General features: G+C 71.2%; 13 protein-coding genes. 6 read left to right on the top strand and 7 right to left on the bottom strand.

Annotated features, from left to right (window positions below; all coding sequences use genetic code 11):
* Nucleotides 1-21: 21 nt before the first annotated feature.
* Genes ACFYR3_RS23560 through ACFYR3_RS23545 form a run of 4 tightly spaced genes read right to left on the bottom strand, consistent with a single transcriptional unit; the run spans nucleotide 22 to nucleotide 4,376 of the window.
* Complete coding sequence (locus tag ACFYR3_RS23560; RefSeq protein ID WP_389284664.1) at nucleotides 22-801, bottom strand: CDP-alcohol phosphatidyltransferase family protein; 780 nt, start codon at nucleotides 799-801, stop codon at nucleotides 22-24.
* A complete protein-coding gene (locus ACFYR3_RS23555) occupies nucleotides 779-1,840 on the bottom strand; it encodes an iron-containing alcohol dehydrogenase family protein (protein ID WP_356783318.1) in 1,062 nt (353 codons plus the stop codon). Before ACFYR3_RS23555 ends, ACFYR3_RS23560 begins: the two co-directional genes overlap by 23 nt.
* The gene (locus ACFYR3_RS23550) at nucleotides 1,828-2,580 is read right to left on the bottom strand and encodes a phosphocholine cytidylyltransferase family protein (RefSeq protein ID WP_355853693.1); all 753 of its coding nucleotides are present in this window, start codon (nucleotides 2,578-2,580) and stop codon (nucleotides 1,828-1,830) included. The genes ACFYR3_RS23555 and ACFYR3_RS23550 overlap by 13 nt, the downstream gene beginning before the upstream one ends.
* Nucleotides 2,577-4,376 carry a DUF5941 domain-containing protein gene (locus ACFYR3_RS23545; protein ID WP_389284700.1) on the bottom strand — a complete coding sequence of 600 codons (1,800 nt, stop codon included), beginning with the start codon at nucleotides 4,374-4,376 and terminating at the stop codon, nucleotides 2,577-2,579. The genes ACFYR3_RS23550 and ACFYR3_RS23545 overlap by 4 nt, the downstream gene beginning before the upstream one ends.
* Before the next feature lie 319 nt (nucleotides 4,377-4,695).
* Here ACFYR3_RS23545 and galE point away from each other — a divergent pair, with 319 nt between their 5' ends.
* From galE to idi, 3 genes are all read left to right on the top strand, one after another.
* Nucleotides 4,696-5,676: a UDP-glucose 4-epimerase GalE gene (galE, locus tag ACFYR3_RS23540; RefSeq protein WP_355853690.1), complete on the top strand. Its 981-nt coding sequence runs from the start codon at nucleotides 4,696-4,698 to the stop codon at nucleotides 5,674-5,676.
* A 135-nt stretch (nucleotides 5,677-5,811) separates the two neighbouring features.
* A complete protein-coding gene (locus tag ACFYR3_RS23535; protein WP_355853688.1) occupies nucleotides 5,812-6,750 on the top strand; it encodes a cation diffusion facilitator family transporter in 939 nt (312 codons plus the stop codon).
* Nucleotides 6,751-7,084: 334 nt separating this feature from the next.
* Complete coding sequence (gene idi, locus ACFYR3_RS23530) at nucleotides 7,085-7,678, top strand: isopentenyl-diphosphate Delta-isomerase (RefSeq protein ID WP_356783316.1); 594 nt, start codon at nucleotides 7,085-7,087, stop codon at nucleotides 7,676-7,678.
* 8 nt (nucleotides 7,679-7,686) lie between these two features.
* Here the strand turns inward: idi and ACFYR3_RS23525 are convergent, their stop codons facing one another.
* Nucleotides 7,687-8,187, bottom strand: coding sequence for an ATP-binding protein (locus tag ACFYR3_RS23525; RefSeq protein ID WP_355853817.1), 501 nt, complete (start codon nucleotides 8,185-8,187; stop codon nucleotides 7,687-7,689).
* A gap of 297 nt (nucleotides 8,188-8,484) precedes the next feature.
* On the opposite strand from ACFYR3_RS23525, the gene ACFYR3_RS23520 reads away from it, so the two are divergent.
* Nucleotides 8,485-9,228, top strand: a complete 744-nt coding sequence (locus ACFYR3_RS23520; RefSeq protein WP_355853682.1) for an enoyl-CoA hydratase-related protein — start codon at nucleotides 8,485-8,487, stop codon at nucleotides 9,226-9,228.
* A gap of 46 nt (nucleotides 9,229-9,274) precedes the next feature.
* Here ACFYR3_RS23520 and ACFYR3_RS23515 read toward each other — a convergent pair whose 3' ends face one another.
* Complete coding sequence (locus ACFYR3_RS23515) at nucleotides 9,275-9,910, bottom strand: DJ-1/PfpI family protein (protein ID WP_355853679.1); 636 nt, start codon at nucleotides 9,908-9,910, stop codon at nucleotides 9,275-9,277.
* Nucleotides 9,911-10,006: 96 nt separating this feature from the next.
* Nucleotides 10,007-10,960, bottom strand: a complete 954-nt coding sequence (locus ACFYR3_RS23510; RefSeq protein WP_355853676.1) for a GlxA family transcriptional regulator — start codon at nucleotides 10,958-10,960, stop codon at nucleotides 10,007-10,009.
* Between the two features lie 112 nt (nucleotides 10,961-11,072).
* Between ACFYR3_RS23510 and ACFYR3_RS23505 the strand changes: the two genes are divergently transcribed.
* On the top strand, nucleotides 11,073-11,939 hold the full coding sequence (locus tag ACFYR3_RS23505) for a hypothetical protein (protein WP_389284663.1): 867 nt from the start codon (nucleotides 11,073-11,075) through the stop codon (nucleotides 11,937-11,939).
* Nucleotides 11,940-12,092: 153 nt separating this feature from the next.
* Entirely contained in the window at nucleotides 12,093-14,480 is a 2,388-nt protein-coding gene (locus ACFYR3_RS23500) for a Tex family protein (RefSeq protein ID WP_355853670.1), read from the top strand.
* Nucleotides 14,481-14,808: the final 328 nt, after the last annotated feature.

Below are 14,808 nucleotides of genomic sequence, written 5' to 3'. Positions count from 1 at the left end.
CGCCGACCTTCGTCGCCGTACTCACTTGAGCCTGCTCGAAGCGAGGATGGACACCAGGTGCAGCACGGTCTGCAGGAGCGCGATGCCGGCGAGCACGGCGGTGCCGAGCCGGGTGAAGAACAGGTCGCCCCTGATCTGGTCCGCGACCGCGAGGACCAGGATCAGCAGGGACGCCTCGATGCCGAGGATCAGCCGGTGGAACTTGAGCGCCGCGGCGGCCCTGCGGGCCAGCGCCACGCCCGAGGAGCGGGGCTCGGACGCCGACTCCTTGACCGGCGGCAGCCCGCTCTCATGGCGGGCGACACCGACGAGATCGGTCTCCGCCTTCACCAGGATCGCGCCGAGGGCGGCCAGTGTGCCGAGGAAGGCCCACAGCCAGTCGACGCTTCCGGTGCCCCACAGGTCGGATGCGCGCAGACCGAGGCCGACGAGGACGGCCGCGTCGGTCAGATAGGCGCCGACCCGGTCGAGATAGACCCCGCCGAGCGAGTACTGCTTCTTCCAGCGCGCGATCTCGCCGTCGACGCAGTCGAGCAGCAGGTAGAGCTGGACCATCACCACGCCGAGGACGGCGCCCGCGATCCCCGGCACCAGCAGGGCGGGGGCCGCGAGCACACCACAGAGGGTCATCAGGTACGTGAGCTGGTTGGGCGTGATCCTGGTGTTCACCAGGTAGCGGTCGCAGCGCAGCGAGATCTCTCGCATGTACAGGCGTCCCGCCCAGTGCTCACCGCTGCGCCGGTCCTTCACCCCTGGGGGATGAACGACGGGGCGGAGTTCAGCTACCGATGGCCTTGGCATAGTCGGAGTAGATGTCCTTGATCTGGTGGGTTTTCAGGTCGAGATGTTCGAGGATCGTGTAGCGGCCGGGCCTGGTCTGCGGAGCGAACTCCACGACCCGCACGAACTCGTCCACGGTGAAGCCGATCTCCTCGGGCAGTACCGGCAGTCCGTGCCGGTGCAGCACCTCGGCCATGTACGCCGCCTCCTCGTGGGCCCCGCGCAGATACATCGCGAAGGCCGCGCCCAGGCCGCACTGCTCGCCGTGGCTCGCCGCGCGCTGGGGGAAGAGGAGGTCGAAGGCATGGTTGATCTCGTGGCAGGAGCCGGAGGCCGGACGCGAGTCGCCCGAGATCGACATCGCGACACCGGTGAGGACGAGCGCCTCCGCGAGAACCTGGAGGAAGTCGTTGTCGCCGACACCGCCGGGGTGCCGGAGCACGGCCTCGCCCGCCTGGCGCGCCATGGCGGCGGCCAGCCCGTCGATCTTCTCGCCGTTGACCCGGTTGGACAGCTCCCAGTCCGCGATCGCGTTGATGTTGGAGATCGCGTCCCCGATGCCCGCCCGGACGAACCGGACCGGCGCCTCACGGATCACGTCGAGGTCGATGACCACGGCGATCGGGTTCGGCACGCCGTACGAGCCGCGGCCCGCGTCGTTGTCGAGGGTGGCGACCGGCGAGCACAGGCCGTCGTGCGCGAGGTTCGTTGGCACCGCGACCAGCGGCAGCCCGACCCGCGCCGCGGCGAACTTCGCGCAGTCGATGATCTTGCCGCCGCCCAGGCCCACGACGGCGTCGTAGTGCCCGGACTTCATGTCGCCGGCCAGCCGGATCGCGTCGTCGAGCGTGCCACCGCCGACCTCGTACCAGGTGGCTCCCGGCAGGGCCGGGGCGAGCCGCTCGCGCAGTCTCGCCCCCGAGCCGTTGCTGACCGCTATCGCCAGCTTGCCCGAGTGCGAGATGCGCTCGTCGCTGAGCACGCTCGCGAGGTCGTCCAGGGCACCGGGACGGATGTCGACGACGACCGGCGAGGGGATGAGCCTCGTCAGTACTGGCACGCGATCTCACGTCCCTTGGCGAGGTCGTCGTGGTTGTCGATCTCGACCCACTTGACGTCGCCGATCGGCGCGACGTCGATCTTGAAGCCGCGGTTGACGAGCTCCTGGTAGCCGTGCTCGTAGAACTGCTGCGGGTCGGTCTCCCACACCGTCTTCAGGGCGTCGGCCAGCTCGTCGGCGGCGGCGCCCTCGATGAGGGTCACACCGATGTACTCGCCGGTGGCCTCGGACGGCTCCATGAGCTTGGTGATCTTCTGGACGCCCTTTTCGGGGTCCACGACGACCTTCATCTCCTCGTCGGCGAGCTTCTTCACCGTGTCGAGCGCGAGGATGATCTTCTTGCCGTCGCCGCGGGCGGCGAGCAGCGTCCGCTCGACGGAGACCGGGTGCACGGTGTCGCCGTTGGCGAGGATCACACCGTCCTTGAGGGCGTCACGTCCGCACCACAGGGAGTAGGCGTTGTTCCACTCCTCGGCCTTGTCGTTGTCGATGAGGGTGATCTTGAGGCCGTACTTCTCCTCAAGGGCCGCCTTGCGGTCGTAGACGGCTTCCTTCTTGTAACCGACGATGATGCCGACCTCGGTCAGACCGATCTCGGCGAAGTTGCCGAGGGTCAGGTCCAGGACCGTGATGGAGTCCTCCATACCCGCGGGGCCAACCGGCACAAGCGCCTTGGGGAGGCTGTCAGTGTAGGGACGCAGACGCCGTCCGGCGCCGGCCGCCAGCACAAGGCCGATCATGCAGGTTCTCCTTCATCGTGTACGGCGGGTGCCCCGGAGGACACCCAGAAGCGGATGCTCTCGACGAGCACCAGCAGTGCCACGGCCACGGCAACCACCGTGAGCGCGACCTTGAACTGTGCGGCTGTGAGCAGCGCGGCCAGGACGGTGACCAGCAGCGTCCTGCCTTCGTGCCCGCCGATCGCCCGCACCAGCCAGTGCGGGGGGGCTCCGGCGTTTCCGCGAATGCGGTACACCGTGTCGTAGTGATGGTAGGCGACTGCGGCCACCAGGCCGAAAGCCGCCGGAAGCGCTCCGTTCACGTCGGCGTTGAACGCCAGTACCAGAACGGTGAGGTACTCGGCCGCGCGGAAGAGCGGCGGGACGAGCCAGTCGAGGGCTCCCTTGAGGGGCTGGGACAGGGCCAGGCCCGAGGTGACGGCGTAGGCGACAGCACCGCCGACGATCAGCCAGGAGTCGCCCGAGGCGAGGGTGTTGCCGAGGACCAGGACACCGATCACCGCGTACAGCAGCGGCGAACTGGCGTAGAACCGCGTGTTGGGGCTGCGCCACCTGGCCGCGTATTCGGCGAGCGGACCGTTGTCCGCGAGGTCGGCCAGGGCCTGGGCGGCGCGGTCGGTGCGGCTCGCCTTGCGGGTCAGCGAGCGCAGCACCCGGCCGGCCGTCGTGTACGTGGCCGCGAAGGCGCAGCCGACCAGCAGCGCGTAGAAGGTGATGCGTGGGGTCGTCAGCGCCGTGAGCACGGCGATCATCGCCCATCGTTCGCCGATGGGCAGGACTATCATCCGGCGCACCCAGACCGTCCAGCCGACGCTGTCGAGCTTGTCCGAGAGGGCCGCGGTGGGGCTGGTGTTGGCCGTGGCGTCGTGGTTCGCCTCGTTGAAGGAGAAGTCCACGACGTGCCGGCAGGTCTGCAGGATCATCGCGCCGAGCGCCAGCGCCCACACGTCGTCGCCGCCGCGGGCCGCGCCGAGCGCGAGTCCCGCGTAGTAGGCGTACTCCTTGGCGCGGTCGAAGGTCGCGTCCAGCCAGGCGCCGAGCGTGGAGTACTGCAGGGAGTAGCGGGCGAGCTGTCCGTCCGTGCAGTCCAGGACGAAGGAGAACATCAGCAGCAGACCGGCCACGACGAATCCGGCGCGGGTGCCGGTGGCGGCGCAGCCCGCGGCGATCAGCGCGGTGATCAGCGAGGCGGTGGTGACCTGGTTCGGGGTCAGACCCCGGCGGGCGCACCAGCGGGCGAGGTAGCGCGAGTACGGGCTGATGCAGTACGTGGTGAAGAAGCCGTCGCGGGCCTTGACGGCGCTGCGCAGCCGTACGGCCTCGTCGTCGACGGCCAGGACGGCCTGCCTGACCTCGTTGCGCTCCTGCGGATCGGCGGGGACCGCGGCGACGAGGGTGCCGAGTTCCGGGCGGTACACGGCGAGGTCGTCGGCGTCGAGTGCCTCAGCGAGGCGCTCGGCGAGGTTCTCGGTGGCGACGGTCGCGTTGCCCGCGGCCACGCTCTCCCGGGTCACGGCGCGGGTCAGCGCGCGCCGGGCCTCCGGCTGCACGGACACGGCGCCGGGAATGGCCGAGGCCACGAAGCGGGGGTCGGTGAGGCCGAGGCGCAGGGCGTGCGGATGCCCGACGAAGCGGGCGTCCACGACGGCGACCCGCTCCTTCGCCGGGACGGCGGCGAGCAGGGTCTCGGTCTCGCCCGCGTCGGAGGCGAGACGCACATCGAAGCCGAGCGACCGCAGATCGCCTTCGAGCGACGATCCGGGGACCGGCTGGCCGGTGAGGATGGCGGTCGGCAGCGAACTCACTCCCTGAGTGCCGGAGCGACCTGGCGTCCGGCGTGTGCGTGATGGGATGGCCCCCGGTCCACGGCGGCGGCCCCGGCGGCATGTCGGCAGAGGCTATCGGATGAACGGAGGCGGACGTTCACCGCCCGTTCACGGCCCGATCAACCGATTTTGTCCTACGGGCGCCGCGGTCATCATCGGGGATTCCGGGCCCGGGCCACAAACGCGCGTTCGCAGACCGGCGCATTCCCGGACGGCGCACGGCACCCGGCACACCCCCGAAACCGGGGCACGCCGGACATGGCCCCGGATCCGCATAGGGTGGTCGTCCATGACATGGCTGATCACAGGCGGAGCCGGCTACATCGGGGCACACGTGGCGCGGGCGATGACGGAGGCCGGGGAGCGCGTCGTCGCCCTCGACGACCTGTCGTCCGGGGTACCGAACCGGCTTCCGGAGAGCATTCCCCTCGTCCAGGGGTCGTCGCTGGACGGTGATCTGCTCAAGCGGGTCCTGGCGGAGCACGCGGTGACGGGTGTGGTGCACCTCGCCGCGCGCAAGCAGGTCGGCGAGTCCGTGGCCGAGCCGACGCGCTACTACCAGGAGAACGTGGGCGGCCTCGCGACGCTGCTGGAGGCGGTGGCCGGGGCGGGCGTCAAACGCTTCGTCTTCTCCTCGTCGGCGGCCGTCTACGGCAACCCCGATGTGGACCTCATCACGGAGGGCACCCCCTGTGCCCCGATGAGCCCCTACGGCGAGACGAAGCTCGCCGGCGAGTGGCTGGTGCGGGCGACGGGCCGGGCGCACGGTATCGCCACCATCTGCCTGCGCTACTTCAACGTGGCGGGCGCGGCGTCCCCGGAGCTCGCCGACACCGGAATCTTCAACATCATCCCGATGGTGTTCGACCGTCTCACCCGCGGCGAGGCCCCGCGGATCTTCGGCGACGACTACCCGACACCGGACGGCACCTGCGTACGCGACTACATCCATGTCGCCGACCTCGCCGAGGCGCATCTCACGGCGGCCCGACGGCTGACGGACGGCGCGAGCGGTGATCTGACGGTGAACATCGGCCGCGGCGAGGGAGTCTCCGTGCGGGAACTCGTGGCGCTCATCGCCGAGGTCACCGGGAGCACCCGCGTGCCGGTCGTCGAGCCGCGCCGCCCCGGCGACGCCCCGCGCGCGGTCGCCTCGGCCGCCCTGGCCGCCGCGGAGCTGGGCTGGGGCGCGCGGCGCGAAGTGCGCGAGATGGTGGAGTCGGCCTGGCGCGGCTGGCTGCTGCACCACCCGGAGACCATCGTCACATGATCTTGCCGGTGCTCTGACCTGCGAATCGTTTCCGCAGGTCAGAGCACATGACAACGGTGTTCAGTGCAGCGTTGCCCGATACCCCCGGCCCGTAGTTGACTGTGGTGACCGAGCAGAGAACGGGAGGCGGCTTCCATGGGGGCTGGGCACGACCACGGGCACGCGCACGGCGCTCCCCCGACCGGTACGGCGACAGCCGCGTACCGCGGGCGGCTGCGGGTCGCGCTGGCGATCACGCTCACCGTCATGGTCGTCGAGATCTTCGGCGGTCTGCTCGCCGACTCGCTCGCGCTCGTCGCGGACGCGGCGCACATGGCGACGGACGCGCTGGGGCTGGGCATGGCCCTGCTCGCGATCCACTTCGCGGCGCGCCCGCCGAGCGAGAAGCGCACCTTCGGCTACGCGCGGGCCGAGATCCTCGCCGCGCTCGCCAACTGTCTGCTGCTGCTCGTCGTCGGCGGCTATGTGTTCGTCGAGGCGATCCAGCGCTTCATCACGCCCGCGGACACCAAGGGCGGACTGACCATCGTGTTCGGTGTGATCGGTCTGGTCGCCAACACGATCTCGCTGACGCTGCTGATGCGCGGGCAGAAGGACAGCCTGAACGTGCGCGGCGCGTTCCTGGAGGTCGCGGCGGACGCGCTGGGCTCGGCGGCGGTCATCGTCGCCGCGGTGGTGATCATGACCACCGGCTGGCAGGCGGCGGACCCGATCGCCTCGATCGCCATCGCGCTGATGATCGTCCCGCGCACCTGGAAGCTGCTCCAGGAGACGCTCGACGTGCTCCTGGAGGCGGCGCCCAAGGGCGTCGACATGGCGGACGTGCGCGCGCACATCCTGGCCCTCGACGGTGTCGAGGACATCCACGACCTGCACGCCTGGACCATCACGTCCGGCATGCCGGTCCTCTCCGCGCACGTGGTCGTCAGCTCCGACGTCCTGAACGCGATCGGCCACGAGAAGGTCCTTCACGAACTCCAGGGCTGCCTGGGCGTCCACTTCGACGTCGAGCACTGCACGTTCCAGCTGGAGCCGAGCGGACACGCGGAACACGAGGCGAAGCTCTGCCACTGAGCCTCCCGGCGACGGCGACGGCGCCGTGCCCGTCCCGGCGACCACGCGGGTGCCGGTGGCCCACGCGGGTGCCGGTGGCCACGCGGGTGCCCGTGACTGTCCGGACCTGTTTCGACCGGCTGTCCGAACACCTGTCGGCCCCCGTCCTCGACGATTCCGTGCCGGTGGCGCCGGGCACGATCAGGTGTCCGGCCGCTTTCCGGCGTCCGACCCCCGTCGGCCGCACTTCCCGCTCAGGGCTCCCCGGGGCGGGACATGCGGGAGCCGCGAAGTGCCGGGAGTGCCGGTTTCGTACGGCAGACTTGGGGCTTGAAGACCGATGCGAAGGATGGGTATGCCGATCACACCTGCCACCGCGACGCACAGTTCGTCGAGCGGCACCGTTGAAGCGATCTTGCTGGAGCTGGTCGACGAGGACGGCAACACGATCGGTACGGCGGAGAAGCTCGCGGCCCATCAGGCCCCGGGACAGCTGCACAGAGCGTTCTCGGTGTTCCTCTTCGACGAACAGGGCCGGCTGCTGTTGCAGCAGCGCGCCCTCGGCAAGTACCACTCCCCCGGCGTCTGGTCGAACACCTGCTGCGGCCACCCCTACCCGGGCGAGGGACCCTTCGCCGCGGCGGCCCGGCGGACGTACGAGGAGCTCGGGGTGTCGCCGGCCCTGCTCGCCGAGGCGGGCACGGTCCGCTACAACCACCCGGACCCGGACTCGGGCCTGGTGGAGCAGGAGTACAACCACCTGTTCGTCGGGATGGTGCAGTCGGCGCTGCGGCCGGACCCCGAGGAGGTCGGCTCGACGGCCTTCGTGACCGCCGCCGAGCTGGCGGAGCGGCACGCGAAGGACCCGTTCTCGGCGTGGTTCATGACAGTGCTGGACGCGGCCCGTCCGGCGATCCGGGAGCTGACGGGCCCGTCCGCGGGCTGGTAGCCGGTCCGCTACACGCCCGGAGCGAGCGGCAGGGCTGCCCAGATCACCTTGCCGCCGTCCGCGGTGTGCTCGACGTCGCACCCTCCGCCGAACTCCCTGGTCACCTCACGCACCAGCAGCAGGCCCCGGCCCCCGGTCTGCCCATGGTCGGCCTCCAGAGCCGTCGGACGGTAGGGGTGGTTGTCCTCGACGGACACCCGGACCCAGTCGGCGCCGACCGCGACCTCCACGGCGAGCATCGGCGACAGAAGTGCCGCGTGCTTGACGGCGTTCGTGACCAGTTCGGAGACGATCAACAGCAGTCCCTGAACGACATCGTCCGAGACCGGCACCCCCTGGCGGACCAGCAGATCACGGACGGCGTGCCGCGCCTGCGGCACCGAGGCGTCGACGGCGGCGGCGGTGAACCGCCACACCCCCTCGTACGGCAGCGGTCCCGGCGATCTGACGCCGGGAGTCGCGCCTGCGCCTTCGGGGCTCGGGTCGGACCCCCGCCCGAGGTTCTCCATCGTCCGGTCGCCACCCTTGCGCTCGATTGTCACCACACGTCGAGTGTTGGTAATGCGCTGGTCCGTACCGGTTGACTGAACAGAAGTCAGCAATTATCGGTGATTTATGATCGTCGCCGTACGACCCAGTCGGTTCCACGACAACTTCTGTCCTTTTTATGCCGACTTCCGAAACTATTCGGGTTGTACGGGTTTGCCCCTCGCCTGACCCGATTCGTTCCCCGTGGCTCCGGCGCCCGCGGGACGGCCCCAGACCATGATCACAATCCGGCCGGCGGGTGCGGATAGCATCCGGCCATGGAGCCGCAGCTGTTGCATCACGTCGGCGACGGGGTCGCCACCGTCGTCATCCATCACCCCGCCAAACGGAACGCCATGACGACGCGGATGTGGCGAGCGCTACCGCCTCTGCTGGAGGCGCTGAGCGGTCGCGCCGATGTGCACGCGCTCGTACTCACCGGTGAGGGCGGCACGTTCTGCGCCGGCGCGGACATCTCGACGCTGCGGGAGTCTCCGGACGAGGCACAGGGTCTCGCCGTGCTCGCCGAGGAGGCCCTCGCCGCGTTCCCGAAGCCGACACTGGCGGCGATTCGCGGCTACTGCGTGGGCGGCGGGTCCCAGCTCGCGGCCGCCTGCGATCTGCGGTTCGCACAGGAGGGGTCGCTGTTCGGGGTGACGCCGGCGAAGCTCGGCATCGTCTATCCGGCCTCCTCCACGCGGAGGTTGGCGGCACTGGTGGGTCCGTCCACCGCCAAGTACCTGCTCTTCTCGGGCGAGTTGATCGACAGCGGGCGCGCGCTGCGCAGCGGCCTGGTGGACGAGGTGCTGCCCGAGGGCGAACTCGACAAGCGGGTCGCGGAGTTCACCCGCGTCCTGGCCGCGCGCTCCCTGCTGACCCAGGCGGCGGCGAAGGAGTTCGCGAACGGACGAACCGACCGTGACGCGTACTGGGCGGAACAGGCACGCGCCGGCGGCGACACCGCGGAGGGGGTCGCCGCCTTCCTGGAGCGCAGACAGCCGCACTTCACATGGACTCCGTGAGGGCTCGCCGGCCGCTCAAGGGGTGTGAAACCGGCGGCCTCGGGCGCTAGCTGAGCAGGAAACGGCTCTTGCTCCGGAACTCCTCGACGAGGTGCGCGGGTGCCTTGTCCGGGGACCCGGCGTCGTAGGGCGGCTGCGGGTCGTACTCGGTCAGCAGCTGGACGGCCTGGGCGTGTTCGTCTCCGGCGATCCGGCCGAGCAGGGTGAGTCCCATGTCGATGCCGGAGGAGACTCCGGCCGCGGTCACGTACTTGCCGTCGAACACGACCCGCTCCCCCGTCGGCTCGGCGCCGAACCGCTCCAGCTGGTCGAGGGCCAGCCAGTGGGAGGTCGCCCGGCGTCCGTCGAGGAGCCCCGCCGCGGCGAGCAGCAGGGAGCCGGTGCACACCGAGGTCGTCCAGACGCTGGTGGAGTCCACGGCCCGCAGCCAGTCGAGGAGGACCCGGTCGTCCATCAGGGCACTCTGGCCCGGCCCTCCCGGTACCACCACGATGTCCGGGTGCGGTACCTCCGCGAAGCTCTTGTCCGCGGTCAGCGCGAGCCGGCCGGTGTCGGAACGGACCGGACCGGTGTCCTCGGCCACGAAGACGGTGTCCGCGTCCGGCAGGCGGCCGAGCGTCTCGTACGGACCCACGGCGTCCAGGGCGGTGAAGCGGTCGTACAGGACGATGGCGATCTGCATGGGGTTCCTTTCGACGCAGGGGCACGGTGCGAGCCCCTGGGTGAGTGGGCGTCGGGAGTCACGGCGGGCGGGGTGCCCGCCTGCGGGAGTGGCCCGTCAGCGCGTCGGGACGGGCCTGAAGCGGCGCCGGTACTCCGCGGGCGCCGAGCCGAGGATCTTCACGAAGGCGCGGCGCATGGCCTCGGACGTGCCGTAGCCACAGGCGCGGGAGATCTCCTCGATGCCGTCGCCGGTGTCCTCCAGGAGACGGCGGGCGTGTTCGAGACGGACCCGCTCGACGTACCGGCCGGGCGTCGTACCCGTCTCGGCTTGGAAGGCACGGGCGAAATGGCGGGGCGAGAGACTGGCGCGGGCGGCGAGCGACTCGACGCTCAGGTCGTCGCCCGGGTGCTCGGAAATCCAATGCTGGACCTCGCGCAGCGGTTCGCGCCGCGCGGTCTGGGCGGCGAGCTGGGCGCTGAACTGGGCCTGGTTGCCCGGGCGCCGGAGGAAGACGACGAGGTGACGGGCGATGGTGAGGGCGGCGTCGCGGCCCAGATCCTCCTCCACGAGGGCGAGGGCCAGGTCGATGCCGGAGGTGACGCCGGCCGAGGTGGACACGTTGCCGTCGCGGACGTAGATGGGGTCGGGATCGACCGTGACCGCCGGGTGGTCGTGGGCGAGCTGGTCGCAGTAGGCCCAGTGGGTGGTCGCGCGACGGCCGTCGAGCAGGCCCGCCGCCGCGAGCAGTGCGGCGCCGGTGCACACCGACACCAGACGCTCCGCGCGCGGACCGTGGGCGCGCAGCCAGCCGGTCAGGAGGGGGTCCGGGCGCCGGGTGCCGCGGCCGCCGGGAACCAGCAGGGTGTGCGGGTCCGGCGCGTCGGCGAGCGTCCCGTCCGGGACCAGGACGAGGCCGCTGGAGGAGCGCACGGGGGCGCCGTCCAGAGAGGCCGTGCGGATGCGGTACGAGCCGCCGCGGCAGGTCTCGGCGCCCGCGAACACCTCCAGGGGGCCGGTGACGTCGAGGCTCTGCACGCCGTCGAAGAGGACGATCAGGACCGTTCGCATGTCTCGATTCTCGACCGGCGCGGTCATGGCCGCAATGACCACTACCCCACCTTTCCTGCCATCGCGGGCGTCACCGTTCACGACATACCAACCAGTCGGTAATGTGCGGGGTATGACTCCCTCACTGCCGGAGCGCGCCGGGCGGCGCTGCCACAACGTCCTCAACCCGCTCCACTCGACGCACTACTTCTCGCCCGATCTGGGCCGGGAACTGGCCGCGGTCGGCATCGAGAACGACCGGACGGCGTACTTCGCGGTGCGGGCCGCCGCGATGGGCGCGGTCGGCGCGGGCACGGTGACGGCGACGTTCTTCAACTTCCGGCACGAACTGGTGGCCGTACATGTGCCCGCCGTCTGGCGGACGGCCTCTCCGGAGTCGGTGCTCGCGGCACGCCTGCGTGCCGTGGATGCGACGCTCAGGCGACTGCTCGGCGAGGACCTCATCGCCTCCAAGGAGGTGGCCGAGGCCGCGGAGCTCACCCTGCGCGCGACCGAGGCCTGCGGATCGACCGCCCGCCCGCTGTACGCCGCGCACGCGGACCTGCCCGTCCCCGAGGCGCCGCACCTGGCGCTCTGGCACGCGGCCACCCTGCTGCGCGAGCACCGCGGCGACGGTCACCTCGCGGCGCTGCTCGACGCGGAGCTCGACCCGGTGGAGGCCCTGGTGAGCCACACCGCGACCGGCAAGGGCATGGCCCCCCGATGGGTGCTGGGCACGCGCGGCTGGTCCCGGCAGGACTGGGAGGCGGCGTCCGGGCGGCTGCGGGACCGCGGGCTGCTCGACGCGGAGGGCGAGCTGACGCCGGCCGGCACCGCCCTGCGCCAGGACATCGAGGCCCGGACGGACCGCCTCGACCGCGCCCCCTACGAGCACCTGGGCGCCGCCGGGGTGGAGCGCCTGACCGAGATCGCGAAGGGTCTGCTGATGACGGCCTTCGCCGCCGGCGCGTTCCCGGAGGGAATGATCGGCAAGGACTGAGGAGGCCGAACCGCTCCCGGCTCCGCGTGCCGGGAGCGCGAAACGGTCCCGTCCGGCGGCACGCGACCCGATCGAGTCCGCCCTGAGCCCCCATTGTCGGTGTCACCTGCCACAATTGCCGCGCAACCTCAGTGGAGAAGGCGGTACGGGATCGTGACGACACCCCTCGTAGGGTCCATCGAAGGCAGGATCGCCGAAGAACTCGGCGTACGGGAGCGGCAGGTCAAGGCCGCCGTCGACTTGCTCGACGGCGGTTCGACGGTGCCCTTCATCGCCCGCTACCGCAAGGAAGCGACCGAGATGCTCGACGATGCGCAGCTGCGCACCCTCGAGGAGCGGCTGCGCTATCTGCGGGAGCTGGAGGACCGGCGGGCCGCGATCCTCGACTCGGTGCGCGAGCAGGGCAAGCTCAGCGCGGAGCTCGAGGCGCAGATCAGGGCCGCCGAGACGAAGGCGCGCCTTGAGGACATCTATCTGCCCTTCAAACCCAAGCGGCGTACCAAGGCGCAGATCGCCCGCGAGGCGGGTCTCGAGCCGCTGGCCGAGGGCCTGCTCGGCGACCCGTCGGTCGACCCGCTCGCCGCGGCGGCGGCCTTCGTCGACGCCGACAAGGGCGTCGCCGACCCGCAGGCCGCCCTGGACGGCGCCCGGTCGATCCTCACCGAGCGGTTCTCCGAGGACGCCGACCTGATCGGCGAGCTGCGCGAGCGCATGTGGGTGCGTGGACGGCTCTCCGCCAAGGTGCGCGAGGGCAAGGAGGAGGCGGGCGCCAAGTTCGCCGACTACTTCGACTTCGCCGAGCCCTTCAAGGCACTGCCCTCGCACCGGATCCTCGCCATGCTGCGCGGCGAGAAGGAGGACGTCCTCGATCTCGTCCTGGAGCCGGAGGAGCCCACCGAGGGGCCTTCGTCGTACGAGGGGATCGTCGCCCACCGCTTCGGCATCGCCGACCGCGGCCGTCCCGGCGACAAGTGGCTGACGGACACCGCCCGCTGGGCCTGGCGCACCCGCATTCTCGTGCACCTCGGCATCGACATGCGGCTGAGGCTGCGCACCGCCGCCGAGGACGAGGCGGTGAACGTCTTCGCGGCGAACCTGCGGGACCTGCTGCTCGCCGCCCCGGCGGGCACGCGCGCGACGCTGGGCCTGGACCCCGGTTTCCGTACGGGTGTGAAGGTCGCCGTCGTCGACGCGACCGGCAAGGTCGTCGCCACGGACGTGATCTACCCACACGTCCCGGCGAACAAGTGGGACGAGGCCATCGCCAAGCTCGCCCGGCTCTCCAAGGAGCACGCGGTCGACCTGATCGCGATCGGCAACGGCACGGCCTCGCGCGAGACCGACAAGCTCGCCGGTGAGCTCATCACCAAGCACCCGGAGCTGAACCTCACCAAGGTGATGGTGTCGGAGGCGGGCGCGTCGGTGTACTCGGCGTCCGCGTTCGCCTCCCAGGAGCTGCCCGACATGGACGTGTCGCTGCGCGGCGCCGTCTCCATCGCGCGCCGGCTCCAGGATCCGCTGGCCGAGCTGGTGAAGATCGACCCGAAGTCGATCGGTGTCGGGCAGTACCAGCACGACCTCTCCGAGGTGAAGCTGTCCCGCTCGCTCGACGCGGTGGTCGAGGACTGTGTGAACGGCGTGGGAGTGGACGTGAACACCGCCTCCGCCCCGCTGCTGGCCCGGGTCTCCGGCATCACCTCCGGCCTCGCGGAGAACATCGTGGCGCACCGCGACGCCAACGGCCCCTTCACCTCCCGTACGGCTCTCAAGGGCGTGGCCCGGCTCGGCCCCAAGGCGTACGAGCAGTGCGCGGGCTTCCTGCGGATCCGGGGCGGCAGCGACCCGCTGGACGCCTCCAGCGTGCACCCCGAGGCGTACCCCGTGGTGCGGCGGATGGTGAAGACGGCGGGCAGCGAGGTCGCGTCGCTGGTCGGCAACACGAGTGTGCTGCGCTCGCTGAAGCCGGCCGACTTCGTCGACGAGACCTTCGGTCTGCCGACCGTCACGGACATCCTCCGTGAGCTGGAGAAGCCGGGACGCGACCCGCGGCCAGCCTTCAAGACGGCCACCTTCAAGGACGGAGTGGAGAAGATCTCCGACGTGGTGTCCGGGATGGTCCTGGAGGGGGTCGTCACGAACGTGGCCGCGTTCGGCGCCTTCGTGGACATCGGCGTGCACCAGGACGGGCTCGTGCACGTCTCCGCGATGTCCAAGACCTTCGTCAAGGACCCGCGGGACGTCGTGAAGTCCGGCGACATCGTCAAGGTGAAGGTCCTGGAGATCGACATCCCGCGCAAGCGGATCTCGCTGACGCTCCGGCTGGACGACGAGGCTGCGGCCGCGGCGGCCGAGGACGGCGGTCGCCCCCAGCGGGGCGGGCGGCCGCCCCAGCAGCGTGGCCAGCAGCGGCAGGGTCGCGGCGGCGGTGCGGGGGGCGGTGGCGGGGGCGGCTCCCGTCAGGCGCCGCCGCCCGCGAACAGCGCCATGGCGGACGCCCTGCGGCGCGCGGGCCTGACCGACCCCAAGCGGGGCCGGGGCTGACACGGGAGGCTGGCGGCTCCCCTCGGCGAAAGCCGACGGGGGCGGCTGTCCTCGGTGACGCCTGCTGAGGGGCGGCTGCCCTCGGCGGAAGCCGATGGGCGGCCACTGCCCACGGCGAAAGCCGACGGGGGCGGCTGCCCTCGGTGACGCCTGCTGAGGGGCGGCTGCCCTCGGTGAAAGCCGAGGGGCGGCGACTGACCTTGGTGACAACTGCGGAAGGGGGGGGGGCGCTAAAGGCGCCCCCCCCCCCCGGATGCGGCGCCGGGGAGCGTGCCCAAGCCCGCCGCCCCCAACACCCGGCGGGGGGGGGGGGCCGCCGCCCCCCCCC

It is taken from the genome of Streptomyces sp. NPDC005784, assembly GCF_042871525.1.
In the GTDB taxonomy this organism is placed as follows: domain Bacteria; phylum Actinomycetota; class Actinomycetes; order Streptomycetales; family Streptomycetaceae; genus Streptomyces.
The sequence above is the reverse complement of the archived record's forward strand: the minus strand, read 5'-3'. Positions and strand labels throughout refer to the sequence as shown.